21 protein-coding genes are annotated in these 23,340 nt (G+C 63.1%); 11 read left to right on the top strand and 10 right to left on the bottom strand.

Features of this window, described 5'->3' with window-relative positions:
* Positions 1–12: 12 nt before the first annotated feature.
* The 6 genes from efeB to VOM14_RS01535 all read right to left on the bottom strand — a co-directional run bounded on the left by efeB (position 13) and on the right by VOM14_RS01535 (position 7,734).
* On the bottom strand, positions 13–1,305 hold the full coding sequence (efeB, locus tag VOM14_RS01510) for an iron uptake transporter deferrochelatase/peroxidase subunit (RefSeq protein ID WP_327626890.1): 1,293 nt from the start codon (positions 1,303–1,305) through the stop codon (positions 13–15).
* A gap of 41 nt (positions 1,306–1,346) precedes the next feature.
* Complete coding sequence (locus tag VOM14_RS01515) at positions 1,347–2,516, bottom strand: hypothetical protein (RefSeq protein ID WP_327626891.1); 1,170 nt, start codon at positions 2,514–2,516, stop codon at positions 1,347–1,349.
* A 79-nt stretch (positions 2,517–2,595) separates the two neighbouring features.
* On the bottom strand, positions 2,596–4,020 hold the full coding sequence (locus VOM14_RS01520) for a carbohydrate porin (protein WP_442955514.1): 1,425 nt from the start codon (positions 4,018–4,020) through the stop codon (positions 2,596–2,598).
* 528 nt (positions 4,021–4,548) lie between these two features.
* Complete coding sequence (locus tag VOM14_RS01525; RefSeq protein ID WP_327626893.1) at positions 4,549–5,424, bottom strand: lipid A biosynthesis lauroyl acyltransferase; 876 nt, start codon at positions 5,422–5,424, stop codon at positions 4,549–4,551.
* A 212-nt stretch (positions 5,425–5,636) separates the two neighbouring features.
* A complete protein-coding gene (locus VOM14_RS01530) occupies positions 5,637–6,929 on the bottom strand; it encodes an SUMF1/EgtB/PvdO family nonheme iron enzyme (RefSeq protein WP_327626894.1) in 1,293 nt (430 codons plus the stop codon).
* A gap of 148 nt (positions 6,930–7,077) precedes the next feature.
* Complete coding sequence (locus VOM14_RS01535) at positions 7,078–7,734, bottom strand: helix-turn-helix domain-containing protein (RefSeq protein WP_327627399.1); 657 nt, start codon at positions 7,732–7,734, stop codon at positions 7,078–7,080.
* A 545-nt stretch (positions 7,735–8,279) separates the two neighbouring features.
* On the opposite strand from VOM14_RS01535, the gene VOM14_RS01540 reads away from it, so the two are divergent.
* The 3 genes from VOM14_RS01540 to VOM14_RS01550 all read left to right on the top strand — a co-directional run bounded on the left by VOM14_RS01540 (position 8,280) and on the right by VOM14_RS01550 (position 13,330).
* Positions 8,280–9,938, top strand: a complete 1,659-nt coding sequence (locus VOM14_RS01540) for a methyl-accepting chemotaxis protein (RefSeq protein ID WP_327626895.1) — start codon at positions 8,280–8,282, stop codon at positions 9,936–9,938.
* Positions 9,939–10,165: 227 nt separating this feature from the next.
* Positions 10,166–12,754, top strand: coding sequence for a 2-oxoglutarate dehydrogenase E1 component (locus VOM14_RS01545; protein WP_327626896.1), 2,589 nt, complete (start codon positions 10,166–10,168; stop codon positions 12,752–12,754).
* 186 nt (positions 12,755–12,940) lie between these two features.
* Positions 12,941–13,330: a response regulator gene (locus VOM14_RS01550; RefSeq protein WP_327626897.1), complete on the top strand. Its 390-nt coding sequence runs from the start codon at positions 12,941–12,943 to the stop codon at positions 13,328–13,330.
* Positions 13,331–13,345: 15 nt separating this feature from the next.
* Here VOM14_RS01550 and VOM14_RS01555 read toward each other — a convergent pair whose 3' ends face one another.
* Positions 13,346–13,825: a universal stress protein gene (locus VOM14_RS01555; protein WP_327626898.1), complete on the bottom strand. Its 480-nt coding sequence runs from the start codon at positions 13,823–13,825 to the stop codon at positions 13,346–13,348.
* A 27-nt stretch (positions 13,826–13,852) separates the two neighbouring features.
* On the bottom strand, positions 13,853–14,044 hold the full coding sequence (locus VOM14_RS01560) for a hypothetical protein (RefSeq protein WP_327626899.1): 192 nt from the start codon (positions 14,042–14,044) through the stop codon (positions 13,853–13,855).
* Positions 14,045–14,061: 17 nt separating this feature from the next.
* On the opposite strand from VOM14_RS01560, the gene VOM14_RS01565 reads away from it, so the two are divergent.
* Positions 14,062–14,751 (top strand): FadR/GntR family transcriptional regulator, encoded by a 690-nt coding sequence (locus tag VOM14_RS01565; RefSeq protein ID WP_327626900.1) that lies wholly within the window; start codon positions 14,062–14,064, stop codon positions 14,749–14,751.
* A gap of 58 nt (positions 14,752–14,809) precedes the next feature.
* On the opposite strand, the gene VOM14_RS01570 is transcribed toward VOM14_RS01565, so the two are convergent.
* On the bottom strand, positions 14,810–15,403 hold the full coding sequence (locus VOM14_RS01570; protein WP_327626901.1) for an acyl-homoserine-lactone synthase: 594 nt from the start codon (positions 15,401–15,403) through the stop codon (positions 14,810–14,812).
* A gap of 153 nt (positions 15,404–15,556) precedes the next feature.
* Between VOM14_RS01570 and VOM14_RS01575 the strand changes: the two genes are divergently transcribed.
* A complete protein-coding gene (locus VOM14_RS01575) occupies positions 15,557–15,874 on the top strand; it encodes an XRE family transcriptional regulator (protein ID WP_327626902.1) in 318 nt (105 codons plus the stop codon).
* Here VOM14_RS01575 and VOM14_RS01580 read toward each other — a convergent pair.
* Positions 15,858–16,562 carry a helix-turn-helix transcriptional regulator gene (locus VOM14_RS01580; RefSeq protein WP_327627401.1) on the bottom strand — a complete coding sequence of 235 codons (705 nt, stop codon included), beginning with the start codon at positions 16,560–16,562 and terminating at the stop codon, positions 15,858–15,860. The two genes, VOM14_RS01575 and VOM14_RS01580, sit on opposite strands and share 17 nt — an antisense overlap.
* A gap of 413 nt (positions 16,563–16,975) precedes the next feature.
* On the opposite strand from VOM14_RS01580, the gene VOM14_RS01585 reads away from it, so the two are divergent.
* The 6 genes from VOM14_RS01585 (at position 16,976) to VOM14_RS01610 (ending at position 23,331) form a co-directional block, all read left to right on the top strand.
* On the top strand, positions 16,976–17,938 hold the full coding sequence (locus VOM14_RS01585) for a dihydrodipicolinate synthase family protein (protein WP_327626903.1): 963 nt from the start codon (positions 16,976–16,978) through the stop codon (positions 17,936–17,938).
* 25 nt (positions 17,939–17,963) lie between these two features.
* Positions 17,964–18,902, top strand: a complete 939-nt coding sequence (locus tag VOM14_RS01590) for an SMP-30/gluconolactonase/LRE family protein (protein WP_327626904.1) — start codon at positions 17,964–17,966, stop codon at positions 18,900–18,902.
* A gap of 279 nt (positions 18,903–19,181) precedes the next feature.
* Positions 19,182–20,351, top strand: coding sequence for an ABC transporter substrate-binding protein (locus VOM14_RS01595; protein WP_327626905.1), 1,170 nt, complete (start codon positions 19,182–19,184; stop codon positions 20,349–20,351).
* Positions 20,352–20,432: 81 nt separating this feature from the next.
* Complete coding sequence (locus tag VOM14_RS01600) at positions 20,433–21,512, top strand: ABC transporter ATP-binding protein (RefSeq protein WP_327626906.1); 1,080 nt, start codon at positions 20,433–20,435, stop codon at positions 21,510–21,512.
* Positions 21,509–22,405: an ABC transporter permease gene (locus tag VOM14_RS01605; RefSeq protein ID WP_327626907.1), complete on the top strand. Its 897-nt coding sequence runs from the start codon at positions 21,509–21,511 to the stop codon at positions 22,403–22,405. The genes VOM14_RS01600 and VOM14_RS01605 overlap by 4 nt, the downstream gene beginning before the upstream one ends.
* Positions 22,405–23,331 carry an ABC transporter permease gene (locus VOM14_RS01610; protein ID WP_327626908.1) on the top strand — a complete coding sequence of 309 codons (927 nt, stop codon included), beginning with the start codon at positions 22,405–22,407 and terminating at the stop codon, positions 23,329–23,331. Before VOM14_RS01605 ends, VOM14_RS01610 begins: the two co-directional genes overlap by 1 nt.
* Positions 23,332–23,340: the final 9 nt, after the last annotated feature.

Consider the following 23,340-nt stretch of genomic DNA (forward strand, 5'->3'; position numbering starts at 1 on the left):
GGCGAGCGGCGCTCATGCTTCGAACAGGCACGCGCCGATATACGAACCTTCGCGCGCGCCGGGCGGCACGGCAAAAACCGCGCTGCCGACGTGCGTCGTGAACTGGTTCATCATGTCGAACTTCGCGAGCTTCTCGTTGATCGGGATAAAGCCCGTGCGCGGGTCGGACTGGTGCGCGATAAAGATGAGACCCGCGTCGTATTCGGTTTCCTGACGCCACGGCGGCCAGCGTTCGATATAGAAATTCGTGCCGTCGTTGTACGAATACGAGCGGCGCAGAATCTGCGCGCCGTTGTTGCTCGCCTGGTTCGACAGACGCACGTGCGAGTTCTCGGGAATGAGGCTGTTGCCGTCCTTGTCCTGCGCGTTCAGATCGACGGCATCGAATTCATGCGGCTTGCCGATCGGCGCGCCGCTGTATTTGTGGCGGCCGAACACCTGCTCCTGAAAGCCGCGTTCCATCTGGTCCCAGTGTTCGAGCGTGATGCGGATGCGGCGCACCACCGTATAGGTGCCGCCCTGCATCCAGGGCGCGTCGGTGGCGCTGGCCCACACGAACTGGTTCATCAGCGGCGCCTTGGCCGTCGACGGATTGTTCGTGCCGTCCTTAAAGCCCATCAGGTTGCGCGGCGTCTGGCCTTTCGGGCCGGACAGGAATCCCGCCTGACCCCAACGCATCTGGATCGCGCCGTAGCCCATGCGCGCGAGTTGCCGCACGGCATGGAAGGCGACCTGAGCATCGTTCGCGCACGCCTGGACGAAGAGGTCGCCGCCGGTCTTTTCGGCAATCAGTTGATCGCCGTTGAAGCGCGGCAGATCGACGAGCGCCGCGGGACGTTTGCTCGCGAGCCCGTAACGGTCCTTGCCTTCCGCCGAAGTGAAAAGGCCTGGGCCGAAGCCGAACGTGATCGTGAGCGAGGAAGCGCCGAGGCCGAGGACGTCGGCGGAATCGGCGGCTGGCTTGTCGTCGGCGTTGTCGAGCGAGGCGGCCGGCTGGCCTTGCGTCATGCGCGCGGCGGCCTGCGTCCATTCGCGCAGCAGCGCGATCACGTCGTCGCGCTTGTCTGTCTTGAGATCGAACGCGGCAACATAGGTGTGGCCCTGTTGCGCCGTGACGATGCCCGCCTGATGCGCGCCGTAGAACGGTTCGATCTGGCGCTGCATGTCATCGGCCTGCGTGCGCGTCAACGCGGCTTGCGCGACGCCGCTCGTGGCGAAGCTCGCGCCCGCCGCGACGGCGGCGCCGCCCGCCTTCAGGAAGCCGCGCCGGCTCGGGCGCGGCGGTGGGGATGAGTGATCTGTCATGGTGCTGTCTTGTGCGCTTTCATGGCCCGCTCGGGGCGGTGTTATTTCGCGAGCACGAGGGTGTTCACGTCGTCCTGCACGTAATAGAAACCGTCGCCTTCCGGGGTCATCGCGAGGCCGAAGAGATCTCCGTTGCCCGGCGGCGTTTGCGCCTTGTCGGTATCGATCCAGCGTGCGTACAACTGCTTGCCTGTGTCGGGAACGATTTCGACGACCTGGCCGTTCAGCGCGTTGGTCACCAGCAGGTGTCCGTTCGGCGCGGTCACCATTGCGAGAGGACGATGCAGCAGGCCATCGGCCGAGAGCTGGCGGCCGACGCCCGCGCTTGTATCGCGCGTCATCGGTTCGTCGATTTCGTTGATGCGGTTGCCGATCGCGTCGGACACATACAACAGCTTCTGATCCGCCGACAGCGCGAGCCCGGTGGGACCGACCAGGAACACGCCTTTGTCGGCCTGCGCGCCGAAGCCGCTGGCGATCACCGTTTGTTTCCTGACGACCGGCGGCTTGCCTTGCGGGATGTCGAGATCGAGGCGCAGCACGGTTGCCTGCTTGAAGACCGGCGGGTTGCCGTCCGCGCTGCCGACGCCGAAGCCCGCCATGCTGACGAACAGCGTGGCGCTCGTGCCGTTGTCGACGACGGCCATGTTGCCCCACGGGTCGTTGATGTTGGCGCTGCTGATCGTCGAGGCGACCTTGCCTTGCGGGTCGAGCACGACGAGGCAACCGGCGCCCTTGGTGCCCGTGGTGCCGTCGTTGCTCGGCGTGCTGCCGACGATCACCCAGCCGGACTTGAGCATCGTCATCGCGGTCGACAGGCCGACGCCGCCGGGACATTCCTTCAGATCGCGCGGAAGCTGCGCGAACAGCGACATCTGCTTCGTATCAGGGTGATAGTCGACGATCGTGCTGCCCGTGCCTTGCAGGTTGGTCGCGTTGTTGAAGTTGTCGATGAGGACGTCGCCTTGCTTCACCGTTCCCGCCGAGACGGGTGCGACGACAATCGCATACGGGTTCTGGTCGCCGTTGTCGGGCACGGTGTTGATGAGCGTCGTATTACGGTGCAGCGTTTGGAGAAAGCCTCGCGGCTCTGCTTGCGCGGCGCTCGTGACGGCGAGCGCCGCCGCGCCGGCCGCGAGCAGGGCCGTCGCGCGCAAATGGCGCTTCAGCTTGCGCGCGAAGTGGTTCGAGGTCGTTACGGTTTTTTCCATGCAGACGCACGGAGCCTGATTTGCAGTCATGTTCGGAATGCTTGCTAATGTCGGAGATTGTCGGGCGAGATGACGTCGCTCAGAATGTGATGGTGGTGCGCACGCCAACCACAAACGTATTGCGCAGCGGCTGTGCCGGATCGTTCGGGTTCTGGCCCGCACCCGCGTTGAACGTGTATTGCGCGTCGCCCTGCAACTGCCACCATGGCGTGACCTGATAGATGTAGGTGGCTTCCAGCGCGGTTTCGCTCGTGCGCACGCCGTAGGGGCTGTTCAGGAGCGCGCGGTTGTCCAGATCGAGATCGTGTGCGTGCTTGCCGACCTTGATGTACGTGACGGCGAGGCCCGCGCTGTCGTTGTCGCGGCCCTTGAACGGCGCCTTGAGTACGACGCCGAGGTTCGCCGAAAAGCTCACGAGGTTGCGGTCATCGGGCGCGCCCATCACGCGTGCAAACACGCCGAGGCTGCGGGCTTCGTCGGGGTCGGGGCGCCACACCATCTGATCCGCGACGGCATAGATGCTGTAATTGCCGCGATGCGACTGCGCGATGCCCGTGGAGGCCGGATTCGCGAGCGACAAGCCGGTGTTGTCGAAGCGCGGGTCGCCGAAGCGGTTGGAGTTGTACCAGACGCCGATCTTGTAGGTGCCGGGCAGCCTGTTGCTGTCGGCGCCGACCATTTCGCCATCAGCGGGTTGATTGATGGCGTACTGGAGTTCGCCGATCCACAACGCGCCATTGTGCAGATTGAAGTTGCTGCCCGACTTGTTGGTCGAAGCGTTGCCGAGCGGATCGCCGGAGTAGACGCCCGCCAGCGCGGTAAGCGAAGGCGTGATCTGTCCGCGTACGCGCACGCCGAGCGCGGACAACGGATAGGCCGGGCCGCCCGAAGGCATGTCGTACGAGGGAAGTGCGGGCCAACCGAACATTGTGTTGATGAACGTCGCCGCGTAGGTGCTGGTGATGAACTCCTGGTCGATACTCTGCTGACCGACCTTGACATCGACGCGCTTGTTCAGGAACGACTGCTGATACCACAACTCCCACAGACGTGTTGCGCCTTCGGCTTCGATCCCGCTCGCCGTGTTGAGCGTGCCGAGCCGGTCCGCGCTCAGGTTGCGGCCATGGATCTGCAGGCCGCTGACGTTGAACAGGCCGCCGGGTAGTCCGAACGCCTTTTGCGTATCCATCTGCACCGTGACGGTCGTCAAGCCGTCATAGTCGCCGCCGCGCGACAGGCCACCACGGAGATTCGCCAGATATTCGCTGGTTTCCGTCAACTGGAACGTCACGCCGTATTTGCCGAGCCACGGACGTAAGCCGCCCATATCGCCGAGCAGAGTCTGTCGCGTCCAGAGACCTGTCCATTGCCCGGTCGGCTGCGCCTGGATGTTCAAATCGGCCTCTGGGGCTTCGGGTGTCGCGTCGGGAGCGGCGGCCGCGCTTGCCGGATTCGAGGCTAGCGCAACCCAGGAGAGGGCTGTGGCGAGCGCCGCTTTTCGCACGGGAAAGGCAACTGCCGTTGCCGGGCGCGTGGTCCTTTCGATCGATCGGTTGGTTCTTATTGTAAACATTTAGTTATGCTATTGATTGGATCTGCCAGGGACGCGCAAAAGAGAGGTTCGCAGCCCGCATGTTGCGAGTCGCATGCTCGCGGATGTGTAAATGGTACGCATATCGAGATAGCGTCGTCAATACAAATGCGAATGATTCCTATCAACATTACGACGAGGCCGTTAATAGGTTTACGCTGCGCTAACGGCGATTGGGAAAATGTAATTGTTTTGTATGTTTGGCGCGTGGTTCTCGCTGAACTCACGCGCTGCCTGTGCTCACGGCGGCAATTGCGCTCGACGTGCGACGAGCGAACCACACCCATTTATGGCGTCAAAGCGGCCACAGACATCAGTGAGGCGAGAGGGCCACTCTCAACGGCAGCGTTGCACTGCCAAACCGGACGAGCCAATGGCCGCCGAAATAGTTGAAGCCAGCGCGCCGGAAAATGCCGGCATGTGCTCAGATAACCGGTGTAGTCAGTACACCGCGGGCATGCCGACCGGTCGATTCTTGAAACGTCGATGCACCCAGTAATACTGGTCGGGCAGCCGGACGATCTCCTGCTCCAGAAACGCATTCATGCGGGTGGCATCCGTCGTGTCGTCGCCCGATGGAAAGTCCTTCAAGGGCTCGAAGATCGTCATCTTGTAGCCCTGGTAGTCCGGCAGCACTTCGGTGACGAAAGGGACGACCCGGGCACGGCCGAGGCGTGCAAGACGCGACACCGAGGTCAGCGTGCACGCGGGAATCCCGAAGAACGGCGCGAAGACGGAATTGTCGACGCCAAAATCCATGTCCGCGGCCAGCATCACCGACTGGCCCGCGCGCAATTGAGTGACCACCCGGCGCGCGCTGTCGGAACGCAACACCATGTTCGCGCCGAATCTGCCGCGCTGACGGGCGGCCAGCGCGCAAAGCCGCTTGTCGGACATCGGCGTATAGAGCGCCGTGACGGGAAAGCGGGTCGAATAAAGCATGCAGCCGACCTCGATCGCGACGAAATGGAATCCCATGAAGATGGTGGGAGGCGCCGTCGGATCGTCAAGGTCGATATGGGATTCGAGTTGCACGAGGCGCTCGATCGCGTGGGGCGTCCCGAACCATTGCACGCCGCGCTCGAAGTAGCTGCGCAAAACATGACGGAAGTGCGCGCGGCCCAGGACGTCGCGGTCCGACTCGCTCTTTTCAGGAAAGCACAGATTCAGATTGGTGAGGACAATGCGCTTGCGCCGGCTGGGAATGCGGTACAACAACGCGCCCAGTGCGCTGCCGGCTCGCGCGACCCACCGGTAAGGCAGCACCGACAGCATGCGAAGCAATCCCACCATGAACCAGAAGACTAGTTGTTTCATTTATTATGCGTTCGGCCGCCAAAGATGCCGAAGCATACACGCGCTGTCGCCCTTTTCCCTTACATATGTCGCGTTTGTCCATTACCTATTGTGGGCGCCGCGCGCGAAGCGAGGCGCGAAGGCGATCTTGCGCCAACTCGGCGGCAGGTCAGGCGGGATGAACGAGATTGTGGAAGAACCGAGGCCTTTTCGCTCATTCGTTGCCTGGCCTCTCACGCCGTCACGCAGCGGAATCCCGCATAAACATACTGATAACGCGGCTGAAACCAGTTGCGAAACGTCGGCCGCAACATGCATTGCGCGGTGCGCGCCGAGCCGCCTTTGATCACGTAATGCTGTCCGTCGAAGAAGTTGGCGGAGTAGCCCAGATAGAACGGAAACGCCTCGAAGCCCGGTAGCGCGTCGAACAACGTCGAGGTCCATTCCCAGCCGTTACCGAACTGTCCTTCCACGCCGAATGCGCTCACGTTCTCGGGATAGGCGTCGACCGGCCGCGGGTCCCAACTGCGGAAATCGAAATTGCCGGAGCCGGCATGCGGCGCGCCTTGCGACGCGCGTTGCCATTGCGCCTCGGTGGGCAGCGCCTTGCCGGCCCAGCGCGCATACGCGCTGGCCTCGGCGTGGCTGACATACGCGGGCCAGTCGAGCGGCAGCGGCACTTCGTCGAACATCGTGCGCAGCGTCCATTCGTTGCTCGCGCCGCTCGCCGTTCGCCGCGACCAGCACGCGGGATGCTCGATGTGCTGGGCTTCCTTCCACGCCCAGTCTTTCTGCGTCCACCACTTCGGCTCGCGGTAGCCGCCTCTTTCCATGAACTCGCGAAACGCGCCGTTCGTGACCATATAGCGGTCGATCGCGAACGCCGGCACGTCGACACGCAATTCGCCGAATTCGTTGTCCCAGCCGAAGCGGCCGCCCTCGCGCGGCATGCCGAGCACGGCTGAACCTGCCGGCACGCTCACCATCGACGGCACGCCGTTCGCGCGCCCCGAGCCCGTTACGACCGCCTCGCGCAGATGGGTCACTTTCTGTTCGAGCGGCAATTGATGAAGCATGTACGCGAGCGTTTCCGCATGCATCAGGCGATGCTCGATCGCGACGTTCAGCAATTGCGCGGACGCCTCGACGCGCGCGGAATCGGTGAGCGCGCGCAGCGCGCGGTCGATCTGCCCGCGAGCCTGCGAGCCATACTGATGCACGGTGTTGAGCGAAGGCCAGTCGCCCGGTTGATCGGTCGGAAAGCCGCCGTCGACGGGATCGATGCCGAACGCGAACAGCTGATCGAGTTGCGGATCGAGCGCGGGCAAATCGAACAGACGCCGATCGAACAGATTGCGGTCGAAAGCTTCCAGATGGCCGATGTAAAACACGATCCGGTGTCGTTCGCGGATCGGCCTTTCGTACAGGAATTCGGGCTTGACGATGGAAAAGAGGGCGTCGGTGACTTGACGCGCGTCGATCAGACGCTGGACAAGCGGGTGATGCGGGCCGGGATCGCGGTTCATTTCGCCGGGTCTCCTTGCGGGGGACGGACTGAACAAAGACTGTACCCGCTCGCAGATGCCATGCCAAGGCAAACGGCCCGCTGGAAAAACGTAGGGAAAAGCGCCGCCACGGACGCAGCCGCGCGCGAGCCGCGCCTCGGCTGGCGGCTTAAACCTGCCGCAAGCCGTCCAGATCGACGATGCGAATATGCTTGCCTTGCGTGTCGATCAGGCCGCGCTTTTGAAATCTTGACAGGGTGCGGCTCACGGTTTCGAGCGTCATGCCGAGGTAGCTGCCCATATCTTCGCGCGTCATGCGCAGATTGAATTCGGCCCACGAATAACCGCGCTGCGCGTTGCGCTCGGACACGTCGAGCAGGAAAGCCGCGACGCGTTCGTCCGCCGAGAGTGAACCGAGCACCATCATTTGAGCGGCTTCGCGCACGATCTGCTCGCCCATCAGTTTGTGCAGGCGTTCCTGCATCGAGCCGATTTCGCGGCACAGCGACTTGAGCGCGGTGTAGGGAACGATGCACACCGTGCTGTCCTCCAGCGCGAGCGCGCTGCATGAGTGGCGGTCTTCGCTGATGCCGTCGAGGCCGAGCGCTTCGCCCGCGAGCCGAAGGCCCGTCACCTGTTCGCGCCCGTCGCGATGCGTCATGACGGTTTTCATGGAGCCGGAACGCACCGCGTAAATACTGTCGAAGCGATCGCCGCTGCGATACAGCGCTTCCCCGCGATGCACCGAACGCGCCGAGCAAATCAGCGTTTCGAGTTTGGCGAGGTCGGCGGGCGGCAGGCCTTGCGGCATGCAGAGCTGGCGCATGGAACAGGCCGAGCAGCGCGCGGCAGTGCGGGCGCCGGTGCGCGCGGCGGCACGCGGCGTCGCGCGGCGCTTGCTTCGCACGGGCGGCGAACCGGCGACGGATGCGGTGGCTACAGCGGAATCGGCGACGGCAACAACGGTAGGAGTCAACATGTCTGAGCCAATGTCAGGGGTAATGCCCAATTGTCCCACCGGCTCTGTCCCCGCTTTCGCGGCAAAATGACGCGCGCAGGCGATCAGCCCATTTGAGCCACGTCAGATTGCGCAAAATCCTTGCGAATCGTCCGATCCGATTGTTTCAGAAGGCATACGCCTTACTCATCCTTGCCCGCCGCCGCCGCTTTTCCCACGCTGACGCAAACGTTTGGCGAATTTTTCACTTTCCTCGCCCGGCAGCTATCAAGGTTTGTCAAATCGTGTCGTCATATTGTCTGAGGAAAAGGACGGCGATGCGAAACGGGCGCGAGTTCAGGCACCCGCATCGGCGCACGCCGGAGCATTTTCGCGACAACTTTTATCGAGCGGTTGGGTGAGGAACTAGACACATGAAAATTTCGAATTTCAGAATCGGGGTCCGCCTTGGCGCCGCCTTCGCGCTGATGGTCGCGCTGCTGGTCGGCACGGCCGCGGTCGGCATTGCACACATCGAGTCCACGAATACGAAGATGGACGAGATCGTCAGCAATCGCTATTCGCTGATCGCGCTCAGCAATCAGATCAAGAGCAACGGCTACAAGGCGAGCGGCATTCTCAGCAATCTGTTGCTGACCACGTCGCCGGATAGGGCCAGGCAATACATGGATGACTACGCGGCCATCCGTAAGGCCAACGCGCAAGCGTACGGCGAACTCCAGAAGCACCTGACGAGCGATCAGACCAAAGCGCTCTTCAAGCAGCAATTCGACGCGCGTTCGGCTTACGGCGTGAGCGTGAAGAGCTTCTTCGATCTGATCAGCAAGAACCAGCAGCAAGAAGCGCGCGATGTCTATCAGGGCGATATGGCGCGGCTGCAGGACGCCTATTACATGCTCGTCGACAAGATGGTCGACGTGCAGGCGGAACGTATGGCGCACGACGTCGCCGATGCCGTCGCCGAAGCGCATAGCGCGAAAATCCAGATGATCCTGATCGCGCTGGTCGCGGCGCTGATCGCGATCGCCACGGGCGTCTTCATCACGCGCACCATCACGCGGCCGATCAACCGCGCGGTAAGTCTCGCTGAAGCGGTCGCGGCCGGCGATCTCACGCATCATCTTCAGGCCGAAACGACCGACGAAGTCGGCCGCCTGTTGACCGCGCTCGAACGCATGACGGGCAATCTGCACGGCATCGTGGCGCAAGTGCGCCAGGGCACGGACACGATTAGCCAGGCGACGCGCGAAGTGGCGAGCGGCAATTTGGATCTGTCGAGCCGCACCGAGCATCAGGCGAGTTCGCTCGAAGAAACCGCGGCGGCAATGGAGCAGTTGACCTCCACGGTCAAGCAGAACGCCGACAACGCGCGCGAGGCCAATCAGCTTGCGTCGACCGCGTCGGACGTGGCGGTGAAGGGCGGCAATGCGGTGAATCAGGTGGTCAGCACGATGAGCGCGATCAACGACTCGTCGCAGCGGATCGTCGAGATCATCGGCGTGATCGACGGCATTGCCTTCCAGACCAACATTCTCGCGCTCAACGCGGCGGTGGAAGCCGCGCGCGCCGGCGAACACGGCCGTGGTTTCGCGGTCGTGGCGAGCGAAGTGCGCGGGCTCGCGCAACGCAGCGCGGTGGCCGCGAAAGAGATCAAGGCGTTGATTGCCGATTCCGTGGATCAGGTCGGCACCGGCGGCAAGATGGTCGAGGAAGCAGGACAGATCATCGGCGAGGTCGTGCAGCGCATTCGCCACGTGACGGAGATCGTGGCGGAGATCAGCTCGTCCAGCAAGGAACAAAGCGAAGGCATCGAGCAGATCAACCACGCCATCACGCAGATGGACAAGGTGACGCAGGAAAACGCGGCGCTCGTCGAGCAAAGCGCGGCGGCCGCGCAGGCGCTGCAGGACCAGGCGCAGCAGCTCACCGCGACGGTCAGCACGTTCAAGCTCGACGACGGCACGCCGACTCATCCACGCGCGGCGCATGCACATGCGCAGGCAGACGCGCATCGCGCGAACGACATGAACGACCCCGGCGCGTGGCTCGACGCGCGCATGTCACCGCAGTAGAAGTCGAGGCAGACAAGGAACGGAGACACGAGCCGCTCGCCCGGAGCGGCTCGATAAAAACAGAAGACGGAGCGCGGCTCTACGCCTTCATCGTATTGCGCTCCTTCCCGTTTCGCTGTCTGCCGAAGATCGCGGCAACCGTCGTGTTGCCGTCGAGGGGCTGCGCCCCGAGCATCGCGTGCGGACAGCGAGATCCAACTAACGATATCTTCCGCACGTTATCCAACATGTCACACGTCTCTTCCGAATCGGTTGTACTTTCACGCACGCCGGCCAGTGCCGTTATCGAGCCGCCGGGGGATGTGTCGCCCGTCGCGCGGGCGTTGCAGGTCCGGCGCTTCATTGACGCGTTCCGTCAGCATGGCCACCGTCAGGCGTCGCTCGATCCGCTGCGCCTCACGCCCGCCCCCGAGGTGCCGGAACTGGACCCCGTGTTTCATGGGCTCGATCCGGCACAGCCGATCGGCGCCGAGAACCCGCTTCTGCCGCCTTCGGCTGCCGTGCATGAACTCGAACGGCAACTGAGGCGCGCCTATTGCGGCGCGATCGGTCTCGATCTGACCGGCATTCGCGACCCGCTGCGCCGCGCGCGTCTGTCGGCGTGGCTCAAGTCGGAACAGCTCGCACCGTTGCCGGCACGCGATCGGCGCCGTCATCTATTGCGCCGTCTGATTGCCGCCGAAATGTGGGAGCGTCATGTTGCTGCATGTTTCGAACATGCGAAGCGGTTCTCGCTCGAAGGTTGCGAGAGCCTCGTGCCGCTCATCGAGTCGATTGTCGATCACGCCGCGGCGCATGGCGTGCAACAGGTATTCGCGGGAATGCCGCATCGCGGGCGCCTGAATGTGCTCGTCAACGTGATGGATTTCGATCCGGCGAAACTGGTCGATTGCCTCGATCCCGATTCCGATCTCGCGGCCGTGCAGCGCGATCTGCCTTATCACCTTGGCGGCCGCACGGTCAGGCAGACGCCCGACGGCGACGTCGCGATCTTGCTCGCGCACAATCCTTCGCATCTTCAAAGCGTGTATCCGGTGGTGAGCGGAATGGCGCGTGCCTATCGGGACGAACATCGCGGCTTTGACTGTCTGCCGGTCATGGTGCATGGCGATGCGGCCTTCGCAGGCCAGGGCATCGTGATGGAAACGCTGAACCTGACGCGCAAGGACGGCTACGCACTGGGCGGCACGGTGCACGTGATCGTGAACAACCAGATTGGCTTCACGACGCCGAACCGTATGGATACCGAAGCAAATTCGTATTGCACCGACATCGCACGCATGATCGATGCGCCCGTGATTCGCGTGAATGCCGATCGTCCCGACGAAGTCGTTCGCGCCGCCCGGCTCGCGTTGCAATACCGCATGGAGCATGAGGCTGATGTCGTGATCGATCTGATCGGCTATCGGCGTCTCGGTCATTCGGAGCACGACATTCCCACGCTCACGCAGCCGTTTCAGCAAGCGGCGATCGCCCCGCATCCGACCGTCACGGAGCTGTATCACGCGGCCATCAATGAAGAAACGCCGCTCGCCGAATTGCGCGCGGAGGCATTGAAGAAACTTCAATCGCATTCGACGCAAACGTTGTCTTCACCGCGTGAGACTGCGGCGAAACATGCGGCGAAACACACGCGCCCGCTATCGCTTGCGCGCATGCAGTCGTTGGGCGCGGCGCTGACTCGCACGCCACCCACGCTGAAGCTGCACGATTTCGTGCGCAACGTCACGGCGAAGTGGGCGAAGAGCGTTGCGAACGAAGCCGCACTCGTCGACTGGTGCTTCGCCGAAAATCTCGCCTACGCAAGTCTGCTCGATGACGGGCATAACGTGCGGCTCTCCGGCATGGACGTGGGGCGCGGCACGTTCATGCACCGGCACGCGGTGTGGCACTCGCAAGGCGAGACATCGGGCGCGGTCGAGCCTTATGTGCCGCTGCAAAACCTCGGCGTGCATCAAGGCGAATTCGACATCGTCAACTCGCCGCTGACGGAAGAAGCCGTGCTGGGCTTCGAATACGGCTACAGCGTGCAGTCGAACTCGCGCCTGACGCTCTGGGAAGCGCAGTTCGGCGACTTCGTGAACGGCGCGCAGGTCATCGTCGATCAATACGTGGCGGCGGGCGAGTACAAGTGGGGTCAGCGGTCCGGTTTGGCGATGCTGCTGCCGCACGGTCACGAAGGTGTCGGCCCGGAGCATTCGAGCGGGTATCTGAGCCGCTTCCTGCAACTGTGCGCGGGCGAAAACATGAAGGTCGCGATGCCGTCGACGTCGTCGCAGTGGTTTCACATGCTGCGCGAGCAGGCCTTGAATCCGGATGCGAAGCCGCTCGTCGTCATGTCGCCGAAGGGGCAGTTGTACGGCAACGCACGCTCGCATTCGGCGCTCGGCGAACTGATCGGCGGCGCGTTTGCGCCGGTGTTGCAAGACAGCAGCGTGTGGTCGCCTGAAGATGTCACGCGCGTCGTGCTATGCAGCGGCAAGTTCTTCTACGACTTGCAGGCGGCGCGCGAGGCTTCCGGCGACACGCACATCGCGCTCATCCGCATCGAACAGTTGTATCCGTTCCCGACGAGCGAGTTGGCGATTGCGCTTGCCGCGTATCCGAATCTCGCGGACGTGGTGTGGGCGCAGGAAGAGGAAAAGAAACACGGCGCGTGGCATTTCGTGCGCGACGAAATCGGCGCGGCGGTGCCGGCGAACTGCCGCATTGCCGATGTATGCCGGCGCGAGAGTCCGTCGGGCGCGCATTCGTCGCTACGGATACATCGCGAAGAACAGCAACGCCTGGTCGCGGCTGCCTTGGCTCGCGCCTGACGTTGCGGCGTCAAGCAGTTCTGCGCCACGTTGCCGTCGAGTTGCTATTGTTAACTCAAGCGGGCGAAGTTCGCCGTTCATCGCTTCGCCTGTTACTCGCCGCGCATCTGTCTATCGGTGAATGCGAGCCGTCGTGTGGGCATGCGCGTTGCGAAGCGGGTTGTTAAAGCGCCAGGACAATTGCATATGGCAACCGTACTGCTTGTAGATGACGATGCAGAAGCGCTCGACGCGTGGAGCGCCGTGTGCGCGGCCGAAGGCTACGAAGTCAAAACGGCGCTGGACGGCAAGTCGGCGCTCGCCAAATTCATGGATTCGCCGGTCGATGTCGTGGTCGCCGACTGGCGTATGCCGACCATGTCGGGCAGCGAGCTGTGTCACCGCTTGCGCACGCTGCCCGGTCTCGCCGACGTCGCTTTCATACTCGTGTCGGGAGAGCCGAGTCCGCCCGCCTTCGTCAGCTTCGACGGATTTTTGCGCAAGCCCGTGGATGGCGCGGTGTTGCTGGCCACGATGCGTCGCCTGCTCGAAGACCATGTCACGCATCGGGCGTTGCAACGCGGCGGGCCGGGCTAGCGCGGATCGCGCGCGTCAGGTCTCGGCTTCCTCGTCGGCGGACGATTGCCCCGCCGCCGACGGGATCAGCAGCACAGGCAGGCGCGCCTGACGCACGCAGCGCTCGGCCACGCTGCCGAGAATCAGGCGTTGAAATCCGCGCCGGCCATGCGTGCCCATGACGAGCAGATCCGCATTGAAATCGGCGGCGGCCTTCAGGACCGCGGTCGATACATCGTCGAGCCCCGCCGCCTCGCTCACGACAACCTCTCCCTTCACGCCTTGCGCAGCCATGTCGCGCGCGAATGCCAGGCCGAGTTCCTTGCCCTGTTCGAGCAGCCCGTTGCGCAGCACCGAAGGGTCGTAGCCCGGCGCTTCGAAATACATCGGCATGCTTTCGACGACATAGAGCGGCTGCAAAACCGCGCCGTGCAATCTGGCCAGCGCAAGCGCCGCCTCGAAGGCGCGACGCGACGTCCGGCTGCCGTCCACCGCTACGAGAATGCGTGTGTACATAATCGACTCCATGTCAGGTTGTGAGATTCAATCATCGTTCGGAAATTCACGCTCCGACAGGATGTTAATCAAGGTCTTCACAAATTTTGACACTAGGCCGGTTTGCACCAGAAGGGCGCTGCCGGCCGCGCGCCGTTTGTCTTTTGCGTTGCCGGAGAAGCCAAAAGCGCGGGTCGCTGCGGTTCGGGTTTGCCTTACAATCGGAATCACCTCTGACAAGCTGCATCCGGCCGCCGATGAACGAGCGCAAAACAACGGGCTTGCCCGACAAGATTTACGGCGACATCCTGAATCGCATCCTGGAAGGCGAGTACAAGGAAGGTGAGCGGCTGCCTACCGAGCATGCGCTCGCCGACCGCTTTTCCACGTCGCGGCCCACGGTGCGCGAGGCATTGGCGCGGCTGCGCGCCGACGGCATCATCATGACGCGCCATGGCTCCGGCACGACGGTCGCGCGGCGGCCCGATCCGGACGTGCGGCGTTTCGCGCCGCTCGAAACGTTGTCCGACATTCGCCGCTGCTATGAATTTCGCATCGTCACCGAAGCGGGCGCGGCCGAGCATGCGGCGCTCAAAGCAGACGCAGACGACATCGCCGCGATCGAACACGCATGGGATCAACTGGAGCGCATCATCGAAACGCGCGGCATTGGCGCGTACGACGACTTCCTGTTTCATCTCGCCGTGGCGCGCGCGTCGAAGAACCCGTTTTTCATTACGGTGATGTCGTTTATCGAGGAACAGATACTGTTCAGCATGAATCTGTCGCGCAATCTCTCGCTCGTCAAAACCGTGGCGCGGCAGCGGCTCGTGCAGGCCGAACACAAAGCGGTGCTCGACGCGATTCGCCGCAAGGACCCGCAGGCGGCGGGACAGGCCATGCGAGCGCATCTGGAAAATGCGCTCGAACGGATGTTTGGTTCCTGAGGCCGCGCTTGAGCCGCCGTGACCGGAATGGCCGACATCGCGCTCCACGGCCACGAAGCTAGGCAGCCGCCGCAATCGGCCCGAACAAGGCGGTGCGCGTCTTCGGACTCACCGCGATATCCAGCGCCACCGCGCGTTCCACGCCGATCTGCAGCGGCGAGCCGAGCCGGCTGATGTCAATGCCGGTCTTGCGCAGCAGCCGCTCGATCGGCGTCGTGGTCACCGTCACGTAGCGCGTGATGCCCATCCGGTCCGCGAACGTCACGAGTTCGTGGATCGCCTGCATCGTCAGATCGGCAAAGCCGAACGATTTCTCTTCGCCGCTCGTGTCGATGGCGAAACGGCTCAGTTCCCAGATATGTCGCCCGACCGGCGCGGCCGCCCCGTGCAGCAGTTGCGGGAACGTGTCCTTCAGCATGTTCGGCCCTTCGGTCGGCATCAGACGCCAGCAGCCGCGCACGCGCTGGTCGCCGCCCTGGATCAGCATGTAATGCGGTCCGAGCGCATCGTAGCCGTCGATCTCCATGCCCGCTATGGTCGGAATATCCCATCCCAGCCGGCCGTGAAACACGCGGGCCCGCAGGCGGTACATCTCGTTGATGTCCTCGTTGTCGAATTCTTGACGCATTCCAATCCGGATCGCTGTTTGCATGACGTTCTCCTGAACGTGTTGGGGAAGCCAGTTACGCAGGAAAACTTATGCATTCTGAATCGTTCCGCCACCTATCTACCTGGATAGGTGTGCATGCGGATCGGATATCGCAGAATTTGAGACAGGAAAGCACTCAACCGACGGGACACGAAAATGGAACTTCTCAACAATCATTGGCAAGCGCAACCCGGCCTTCAGGCGCGTCCGGCGGAGCAGTCTCCGGCCGTGGACCGCGTTCTGATCATCGCCTATCGCAAGAAGAAGAAAGAGAGCCAGCGGCGCTTCTGGGCTCGCTTTGGCGTCACGCAGTCGCGCGGCAGCCGGTTCGAATCCGGCGCGGAAATCCCGGCGCCGGTCTCCATTCTGCTGGGCCTGTATTTCACCAAAACCGTGTCCGACGCCGACCTCGGCCGCGCCGAGCGCGTGCTGTACAGCCGCGACGCGACCGCGTTGCTCAACCCGGGTCAATAAGCCCAAGCTGGGTCGCAATCACGGCTGCCGCGCGCCGCGAATTCACGCCGAGTTTCGTCCTGATGTTCTTCATGTGGAAGTTCACCACGGCTTCCGAACAGTTCAGGATATGGGAGATTTCCCACGTGGATTTGCCGCGCGCGGTCCATTGAAGGCATTCGCGTTCGCGTGGCGTCAGCTTCGGCAATAAGCTCTGCGCGTGCGTATTCAAATGACGCTGACTGGTGTCGATCACCAGATCGCGCAATAACACCAGGTTGGGCAAAACCACGTCGATATGACGCCAGAAGGTGTCGGTCGGATTGGCGTCGTTCACGAAGCACATCATGCCGGCTTCCTGATTCGGTCCGTGAATCGGCAATGTCACGCCCGCGCGCAAGCCATGCGCGCGGGCTTCCTCGTACATGGACTGCTGCGGCGCGGTCGTGAAAATTTCCGGCGACCAGACGAGCGGCGAGGAGCGGGTCGCGCAATGCGCGACGGTCGGATCGATGTGCACGAGACCCTGCTCGTCGTAGGTGCGGCGCCACGCGGGCGCATACGTGCTGCGGACGTACGCGTCTTCCAGACGCATGGTGGGGCGCGGAAGCATGGCGACCAGCAGCCGGTCGAAGCCCCAGCTTTGGGCGAGCCCGGCGATGGTGTCGAACCATTGCGCTTCGTCGGCGGCGTCGTGTAGCGGGGCCATCTGCTCGATAAAATGTAGCGACAAGTTCCACTCTCTCAAACTCGCAAATATTCCGCGTGGTTATTTGCGTGGGGTTTAATTCATGACCGCCTTAATCCGCACAATTTATCACCAAAAATTATTTTTCAAAGCCGAAGCGCCCAGTTTATGCAGGCCAATGAAATTTCATTGGCTATCGGCAAAAATAAAATGCATGCCGCCCTTTAACTGTTTGCGCGATTAATTAGCGCGGTAATCCCCCCTCGAACGCGTTTTACTGCGTGCATTGTCATACAAGAAGCGTCGTATCGCGTCGGCGCTTTTCCGGTGTGATGACGACACTTTCGCGCGCCATCTGTGGCTCAAAGTTGTTTGACAACTTTTCGGCCTCGATGCTACTGTGGGCACCCATTCTTCTTTCCGGTGCCCGCGCGATGAACGAATCCCCCTTCAAGGACAGCGAACTCGCTGCTTCGGTCATGGCGGTGCCGCCGCTCGCGCGTCGCGCCGACTACTCACTCGACGCCGCCCAGAACGCCGCGCTCATTCGCCACATCGAAGCGGGCGGCGTGCGCACGCTGCTCTACGGCGGCAACGCCAACCTGTATCACACGGCCGTTAGCGAATATCGCGACCTGCTGGACATGCTGGCCGACACCGCGAGCGCCGACACGCGCGTGATTCCCGCCATCGGACCGGACTACGGAAAAATGCTCGACCAGGCGCGCATCCTCGCGCAAACCCGCTACCGCACGGCGATGGTGTTGCCGCTGGCCGGCTTCACCACGTCCGAGGGTGTCGAAGCGGGGCTCACGCGCATGGTCGACGTGGCCGGTGTTCCGCTCACGCTGTACATCAAGAGCGAAGACTATGTGGACGTGGGCACGCTCGCGCGTCTTGTCGAGCAAGGCACGCTGCTCGCGGTGAAATATGCGATCGTCCGCGAAAATCCCGCCGACGATCCGTATTTGCGCCGCCTGCTGCAACACGTGCCGGCGGCCAAGATCGTGTCCGGCATGGGCGAGCGCCCCGCGCTCACGCACGTCCGCGAGTTCGGCCTCGCGGCCTGGACAACGGGCTCGGGCTGCATCGCGCCTCGAATGGTCACGGCGTTGCTCAATGCCGCGAAATCCTCGGACAGCGGAGCCGCGCGGCGCCTGTACGACGCCTTCATGCCGCTCGAAACACTGCGCGACGACATCTCGCTGATTCGCGTGCTGCACGACGCCGTCACGTTCTCGGGGATCGCCGACATGGGGCCGATTCTGCCGCTGCTCAGTTCGACGCCGCCCGAGCATCATGCGAAGATCGCCGATGCGGCGCGCGCGCTGCTGGCGCTCGAAAGCGAATATGAGCGCGCAGGCGGATCGGACAAGCCATCCACGTCAGCCACCTAAGCCACGCAATCAACACAGAGACAGCATGACCGACAACAGCCGACGCTATCCCGATCCTTCCGTGCGCGTGTTCGATCCGCGCTTCAAGCCGTTGATTCTGGCGTCGGCGTCGGTCGAGTGTCTGTATCAAGGCGCGCGCTGGTCCGAGGGGCCGGTCTGGTTCGGCGACGGCCGCTATCTGCTGTGGAGCGACATCCCCAATGACCGCATCTTGCGCTGGGACGAAGCGAGCGGCGCGGTGAGCACCTTCCGCCAGTCGTCGAACAACGCGAACGGACATACGCGCGACGGGCAAGGGCGCCTCGTCAGTTGCGAGCACCTCACGCGCCGCGTCACGCGCACCGAATACGACGGCGCGATTACCGTGCTGGCCGACCGTTATCGCGGCAAGCGCTTCAATTCGCCGAACGACGTGGTCGTCAAATCGGACGGCTCGATCTGGTTCAGCGACCCGACGTTCGGCATCGACAGTTTCTATGAAGGCGAGCGGCAGGACTCGGAACTGCCGGCGTGCGTGTACCGCGTCGACGGCCAGACGGGCGAAGTGAGCGTGGTCGCCGACGACGTCCTGGGGCCGAACGGCCTCGCCTTTTCGCCGGACGAGTCGGTGCTGTATATCGTCGAATCGCGTGCCGAGCCGCGCAAGATTCGCGCTTTCGACGTTGCCGCCGACGGCGCATCGCTCTCGAACAACCGCGTGCTGATCGACGCGGGGCCGGGCACGCCGGACGGTTTTCGCATCGACATCCACGGCAACCTGTGGTGCGGTTGGGGCATGGGCACCGACGAACTCGACGGCGTGCGGGTCTTCACGCCGCAAGGCGAGCCGATCGGTCACATTGCATTGCCGGAGCGCTGCGCGAATGTGTGTTTCGGCGGACGTCATCGCAATCGCCTCTTCATGGCGGCGAGCCATGGCCTTTATTCGCTGTACGTGAATACGCAGGGCGCGCGCGGCGGCTGATCCTGGACTTCGGCGGCGGATGCAGCCAGCACAGTTGCCTGACAAACCTTCACAAAGCGGTCATACACAACTCGCGGCTCGGGGTTTGCCCTCGTATACAAGTGCGCCAAATGCTTGAGCACAAAGGTCTTCGGGCCAAAATCCCCACATACTGGATGAAAGCGCGGGCGAGAGTATTTGCTTGACATCGGCTGTTCGGCTTCGCTATGTTGCGATGGTAGAAAGAGACGCCCAGGGCATTTGTCCGGCGGACTTCATACCAAGAAGCGAGGAGACACAATGACCGTTTCACGCAGGTTGTCGCTCAGGCTGGTGTCGGTATGTTTCGCGGCGAGCGCCGCATTCGGGTCCGCCGCATACGCGGCTGGTCCGGTCACACTCAATATCGTCGACGTCGCCGGCGATCTCCAACTCACGCAAAAAGGCTTCGAGGCGTTCAAGGCGAAGTATCCGAATCTCGTCGCCAATATCACTTTCACGAACGCGCCCGCGCCGCAATTGCCCGGCAAGATCAAGGCGATGCAGGCGGCGGGCCGCTCGGACATCGACCTCGTGCTGACCGGCACCGACGCGCTCGCGGCCGGCATCGAACAGAACCTGTGGACGAAGCTGCTGCCGGACAACGCGGCGCAGTTCCCCGGCGTGCTCGACAAGTACGCGCCGGGCCCGCGCAAGATGCAGGACCTCGCGCAAGGCTTCGGTCTCGAAGTCGCGTATATGCCGGCCGGTCCGCTTATCGAATACAACCCCGCGAAAGTCAGCGATCCGCCGAAGACGCCCGAGCAGCTGCTGCAATGGTGCAAGGCGCATCCGGACAAGCTGATCTACGCGCGGCCCGCGAACTCGGGACCGGGCCGAACGTTTCTGATGGGCTTGCCCTATGTGCTCGGCGACAAGAATCCGCAAGACCCGATCAACGGTTGGGACAAGACGTGGGCCTTCCTGAAGCAGTTGAACGAGTGCATTCCGTACTATCCGGGCGGCACGTCGGCGGTGATGAAGGAACTCGGCGAGGGCACGCGCGACATGACCGTCACGGTGACGGGCTGGGACATCAATCCGCGCGCGCTCGGCATCGTGCCGGCGGACTTTCGCGTGCAGGCCTTCGACAACATGACGTGGGTGAACGACGCGCACTACATGGTGATTCCGAAGGGCGTGCCGAAGGAAAAGCTCGACGTGCTGTACAAGCTGATGAACTTCATGCTCGAACCCGCGCAGCAGGCCATGACTTACGACGACGGTTACTTCTATCCCGGCCCGGCGATCAAGGGCGTGACGGAAGCCGAGGCGCCCGCGCATAGTCAGGAGGTTCTGAAGAAATACGGACGGCCCGAATACGCGAAGCTGCTCGCTGATCGCCCGCACGTGCTGCCGCTCAATGCAACGGCCATGGTCGCCGCGTTCAGGAAATGGGACACGGAAGTGGGCGCGCAGAAGACCAAGTAGCCTTCCGGATAGCCGCGTGCCCATTCATGCCAGCGCGATTCGCGCGTGACGCGTCTGCGTCGCGCGCATCAGGGAACCGCCATGAAGCATCACTTTGAACAGTTGCGGCTCGATTCGGTGAGCCGCAGTTTCACGAATGCCGAAGGCCAGTCGATCGCGGCGCTGCAAGGGCTCGATCTGAACATCCGGCGCGGCGAATTCATCGCGTTGCTCGGGCCGTCGGGTTGTGGCAAATCGACCGCGCTGAATTGCATCGCCGGATTGCAACCGTTGAGTGGCGGCGGCATCTGGCTCGACGACAAACGCATCGACGTGTTGCCGCCGGAAAAGCGCGGCTTCGGCATGGTGTTTCAGAACTACGCGCTGTTTCCGCATATGAGCGTGCTCGACAACGTCGGCTTCGGACTCAGGATGCGCGGCGTCGGCAAAAGCGAAATCACGCGGCGCGCGCGCGAGGCGTTGCAACTCGTGCAACTGGTCGGTCATGAGCGCAAGCTGCCAGGACAACTGTCGGGCGGCCAGCAGCAGCGCGTGGCGATTGCGCGCGCCATTGTGATCGAGCCGCCGCTCATTCTCATGGACGAGCCGCTGTCGAACCTCGACACCAAACTGCGCATCGAGATGCGCGCTGAAATCCGCCGCATTCATAGCCAGCTCGAACGCGCGACGCTGTACGTGACGCACGATCAGGACGAAGCGCTTTCGATGGCCGATCGCATCGTCGTGATGAGAGAGGGCGTCGTGCAGCAGGTTGCGACGCCGAAAGAAGTCTATACGCGGCCGCGGAATCTGCATGTCGCGCGCTTCATGGGCTATCGCAACGTCGCGGAGTTCACGCTCGAAGGCATGCAAGGCGAAGGCGTGCTCGTCAGCGCCGACGGCGTGCGTCTGAGCGGCACGCCCATGGCCGCCTTCAACGGCAAACGCGTGAGCGTCGCGCTGCGCCCGGAAGACATGGAGCGCGCCGCGCCAGGCGCGGAAAACGCGTTCGACGCGCTCGTCACGGTGGTCGAATATGGCGGCAACAGTTCGCTCTTGCGCGTGAAGACGGCGTTCGGCGATCTGTGGGCGCGCATCGCCGGCGAATTCGAAGAGGGCCAGCGCATCAGCTTGCGCGTGCCGCCATCGCGCACGCTCGTTTATGACGGAGAGGCGGCATGAGCACGCCGCTGCCGTCCGCACCGCTGCCGCCCACCGCGCCTGCCGCGCCGCGCGACGGCAAGGCCTGGCTCGTCACGCCGGCGCTGCTCTTCATTGTCGCGTTGTTCATCTATCCGTTCGCGTACGGTCTCGCGTTGTCGTTCCATCCGATGAACGGCGGCAGCATGTGGGCCAACTATCTGACGTTCTTCACCGACACGTCGATGTGGCCGACGATCCTCGTCACGCTGAAGCTCGCGGTGCCCGCCACGCTGATCAACGTGGGCGTGTCGGTGCCGGTTGCCTTCGCGTTGCGCCGGCATTCGCGTTATCAAAAGTTCGTGACCACGCTGCTCGTGATTCCCGTCACGCTCGGCACCGTGCTGATCGCCGACGGCATGCTCACCTACTTCGGACCGAACGGCTGGTTTCCGCAGGCGCTGCACGGCTTGCATCTCTATGCGGACGAAGTGCGGCTCACGCATAATTTCTGGGGCGTGCTGATCTCGCTGATCGTGTCCGGCTTTCCGTTCGCTTTTCTGCTGACGCTGTCGTACGTGAGTGGCATCGACCCCACGCTCGCGAGCGCCGCCGCGACGCTCGGCGCGAGTCCGTGGCAGCAGTTTCTGCGCATCTATCTCCCGCTGCTCGTGCCGGGTTTGACGATGGCCGCGTGTCTCTCGTTCGTGCAGGCGTTTTCGGTGTTTCCATCGGCGGTGCTGCTCGGCGCGCCCGCAGGTCCGACTCGCGTGATGTCGATTGCCGCCGCCGAGGCCGCATTCGAAAGTTACGATTATTCGCTTGCCTCGGCGATCGCGATGGTAATGGGCTTCGTGCAACTGCTGGTGGTCGCGGCCATGCTCGGCGCGCGCCGTTTCTTCTATAGCGGCCCAGCCACGGGAGGCAAAGGCTGATGACGAGCGAGCATCGCGGCGCGACGCCTTCGTGGTCCGCGTCCGCATCGAATCCGCAGGACGACGAGCGTCAGCCCGGCAAGCGCGCGAAGCAGCGCGCGAGCGTGCCGGGCCGCGTATGGCGCGTGCTCGTGTGGGGCGCGATGGTGTTTTTCCTCGCCAATGTCGTGTTGCTGATCGCGACCGTGGCGGTGAATTCCATCGCGACGCGCTGGTTCGGCACCTTGCTGCCGCAGGGCTTCACGCTGCACTGGTATGCGCAGGCGTGGAGCGACTTTCAGCTGGCGAGCGTGTTGTGGGTCACGGTCGAAGTGGTCGGCGCGGTCGTGCTGCTGTCGGTGCTGCTCGGCGTGCCCGCGGCGTATGCGCTCGCGCGCGTGCAGTTTCGCGGCAAGCGCATCGCCATGCTGATTTTCCTGTTGCCGCTGATGGTGCCGCCTGTCACGTACGGCATTCCGATGGCGACCGTCATGTACAAGGTCGGTCTCGCCGGCACGTTGAGCGGCGTGATACTCGCGAACCTCGTGCCCGCATTGCCGTTCGTGATACTCGTGATGACGCCGTTCATCGAACAGATCGATCCGAATCTCGAATCGGCGGCGCGCATTTTCGGCGCCAACACATTCCGCTATTTCCGCTATGTGCTGCTGCCGCTGCTCGTGCCCGGCATGCTGGCGGCCGCGCTTCTCGTGCTGGTGCGCACCATCGGCATGTTCGAACTGACGTTTTTCACGGCTGGACCCGCGACGCAGACGCTCGTCGTCGCGCTCTACTACGCCGTGTTTTCAACCGGCGTGCGAGCGCCGCAATCGATCGACGCGATGGCGATGATCTACATGGCCATCACGCTGATCTGGGTGTTGATCGCGCTGCAATTCGTGAGTCCGACGCAGATCGTGTCGCGCGTGAAAGAGCAGAAGCACTGAGCCGCGCGA

The organism is Paraburkholderia sp. MPAMCS5, assembly GCF_036016995.1.
In the GTDB taxonomy this organism is placed as follows: domain Bacteria; phylum Pseudomonadota; class Gammaproteobacteria; order Burkholderiales; family Burkholderiaceae; genus Paraburkholderia.

Bases quoted from the DNA above. Each gene is read 5' to 3' on its own strand.
- VOM14_RS01590 (WP_327626904.1), top strand. From the start codon at position 17,964: ATGACCGACAACAGCCGACGCTATCCCGATCCTTCCGTGCGCGTGTTC.
- VOM14_RS01570 (WP_327626901.1), bottom strand. From the start codon at position 15,403: ATGCAAACAGCGATCCGGATTGGAATGCGTCAAGAATTCGACAACGAG.
- VOM14_RS01540 (WP_327626895.1), top strand. From the start codon at position 8,280: ATGAAAATTTCGAATTTCAGAATCGGGGTCCGCCTTGGCGCCGCCTTC.
- VOM14_RS01545 (WP_327626896.1), top strand. From the start codon at position 10,166: ATGTCACACGTCTCTTCCGAATCGGTTGTACTTTCACGCACGCCGGCC.
- VOM14_RS01555 (WP_327626898.1), bottom strand. From the start codon at position 13,825: ATGTACACACGCATTCTCGTAGCGGTGGACGGCAGCCGGACGTCGCGT.
- efeB (WP_327626890.1), bottom strand. From the start codon at position 1,305: ATGACAGATCACTCATCCCCACCGCCGCGCCCGAGCCGGCGCGGCTTC.
- VOM14_RS01525 (WP_327626893.1), bottom strand. From the start codon at position 5,424: ATGAAACAACTAGTCTTCTGGTTCATGGTGGGATTGCTTCGCATGCTG.
- VOM14_RS01575 (WP_327626902.1), top strand. From the start codon at position 15,557: ATGGAACTTCTCAACAATCATTGGCAAGCGCAACCCGGCCTTCAGGCG.
- VOM14_RS01515 (WP_327626891.1), bottom strand. From the start codon at position 2,516: ATGGAAAAAACCGTAACGACCTCGAACCACTTCGCGCGCAAGCTGAAG.
- VOM14_RS01595 (WP_327626905.1), top strand. From the start codon at position 19,182: ATGACCGTTTCACGCAGGTTGTCGCTCAGGCTGGTGTCGGTATGTTTC.
- VOM14_RS01535 (WP_327627399.1), bottom strand. From the start codon at position 7,734: ATGCGCCAGCTCTGCATGCCGCAAGGCCTGCCGCCCGCCGACCTCGCC.
- VOM14_RS01605 (WP_327626907.1), top strand. From the start codon at position 21,509: ATGAGCACGCCGCTGCCGTCCGCACCGCTGCCGCCCACCGCGCCTGCC.
- VOM14_RS01580 (WP_327627401.1), bottom strand. From the start codon at position 16,562: ATGGCCCCGCTACACGACGCCGCCGACGAAGCGCAATGGTTCGACACC.
- VOM14_RS01610 (WP_327626908.1), top strand. From the start codon at position 22,405: ATGACGAGCGAGCATCGCGGCGCGACGCCTTCGTGGTCCGCGTCCGCA.
- VOM14_RS01530 (WP_327626894.1), bottom strand. From the start codon at position 6,929: ATGAACCGCGATCCCGGCCCGCATCACCCGCTTGTCCAGCGTCTGATC.
- VOM14_RS01565 (WP_327626900.1), top strand. From the start codon at position 14,062: ATGAACGAGCGCAAAACAACGGGCTTGCCCGACAAGATTTACGGCGAC.
- VOM14_RS01600 (WP_327626906.1), top strand. From the start codon at position 20,433: ATGAAGCATCACTTTGAACAGTTGCGGCTCGATTCGGTGAGCCGCAGT.
- VOM14_RS01550 (WP_327626897.1), top strand. From the start codon at position 12,941: ATGGCAACCGTACTGCTTGTAGATGACGATGCAGAAGCGCTCGACGCG.
- VOM14_RS01585 (WP_327626903.1), top strand. From the start codon at position 16,976: ATGAACGAATCCCCCTTCAAGGACAGCGAACTCGCTGCTTCGGTCATG.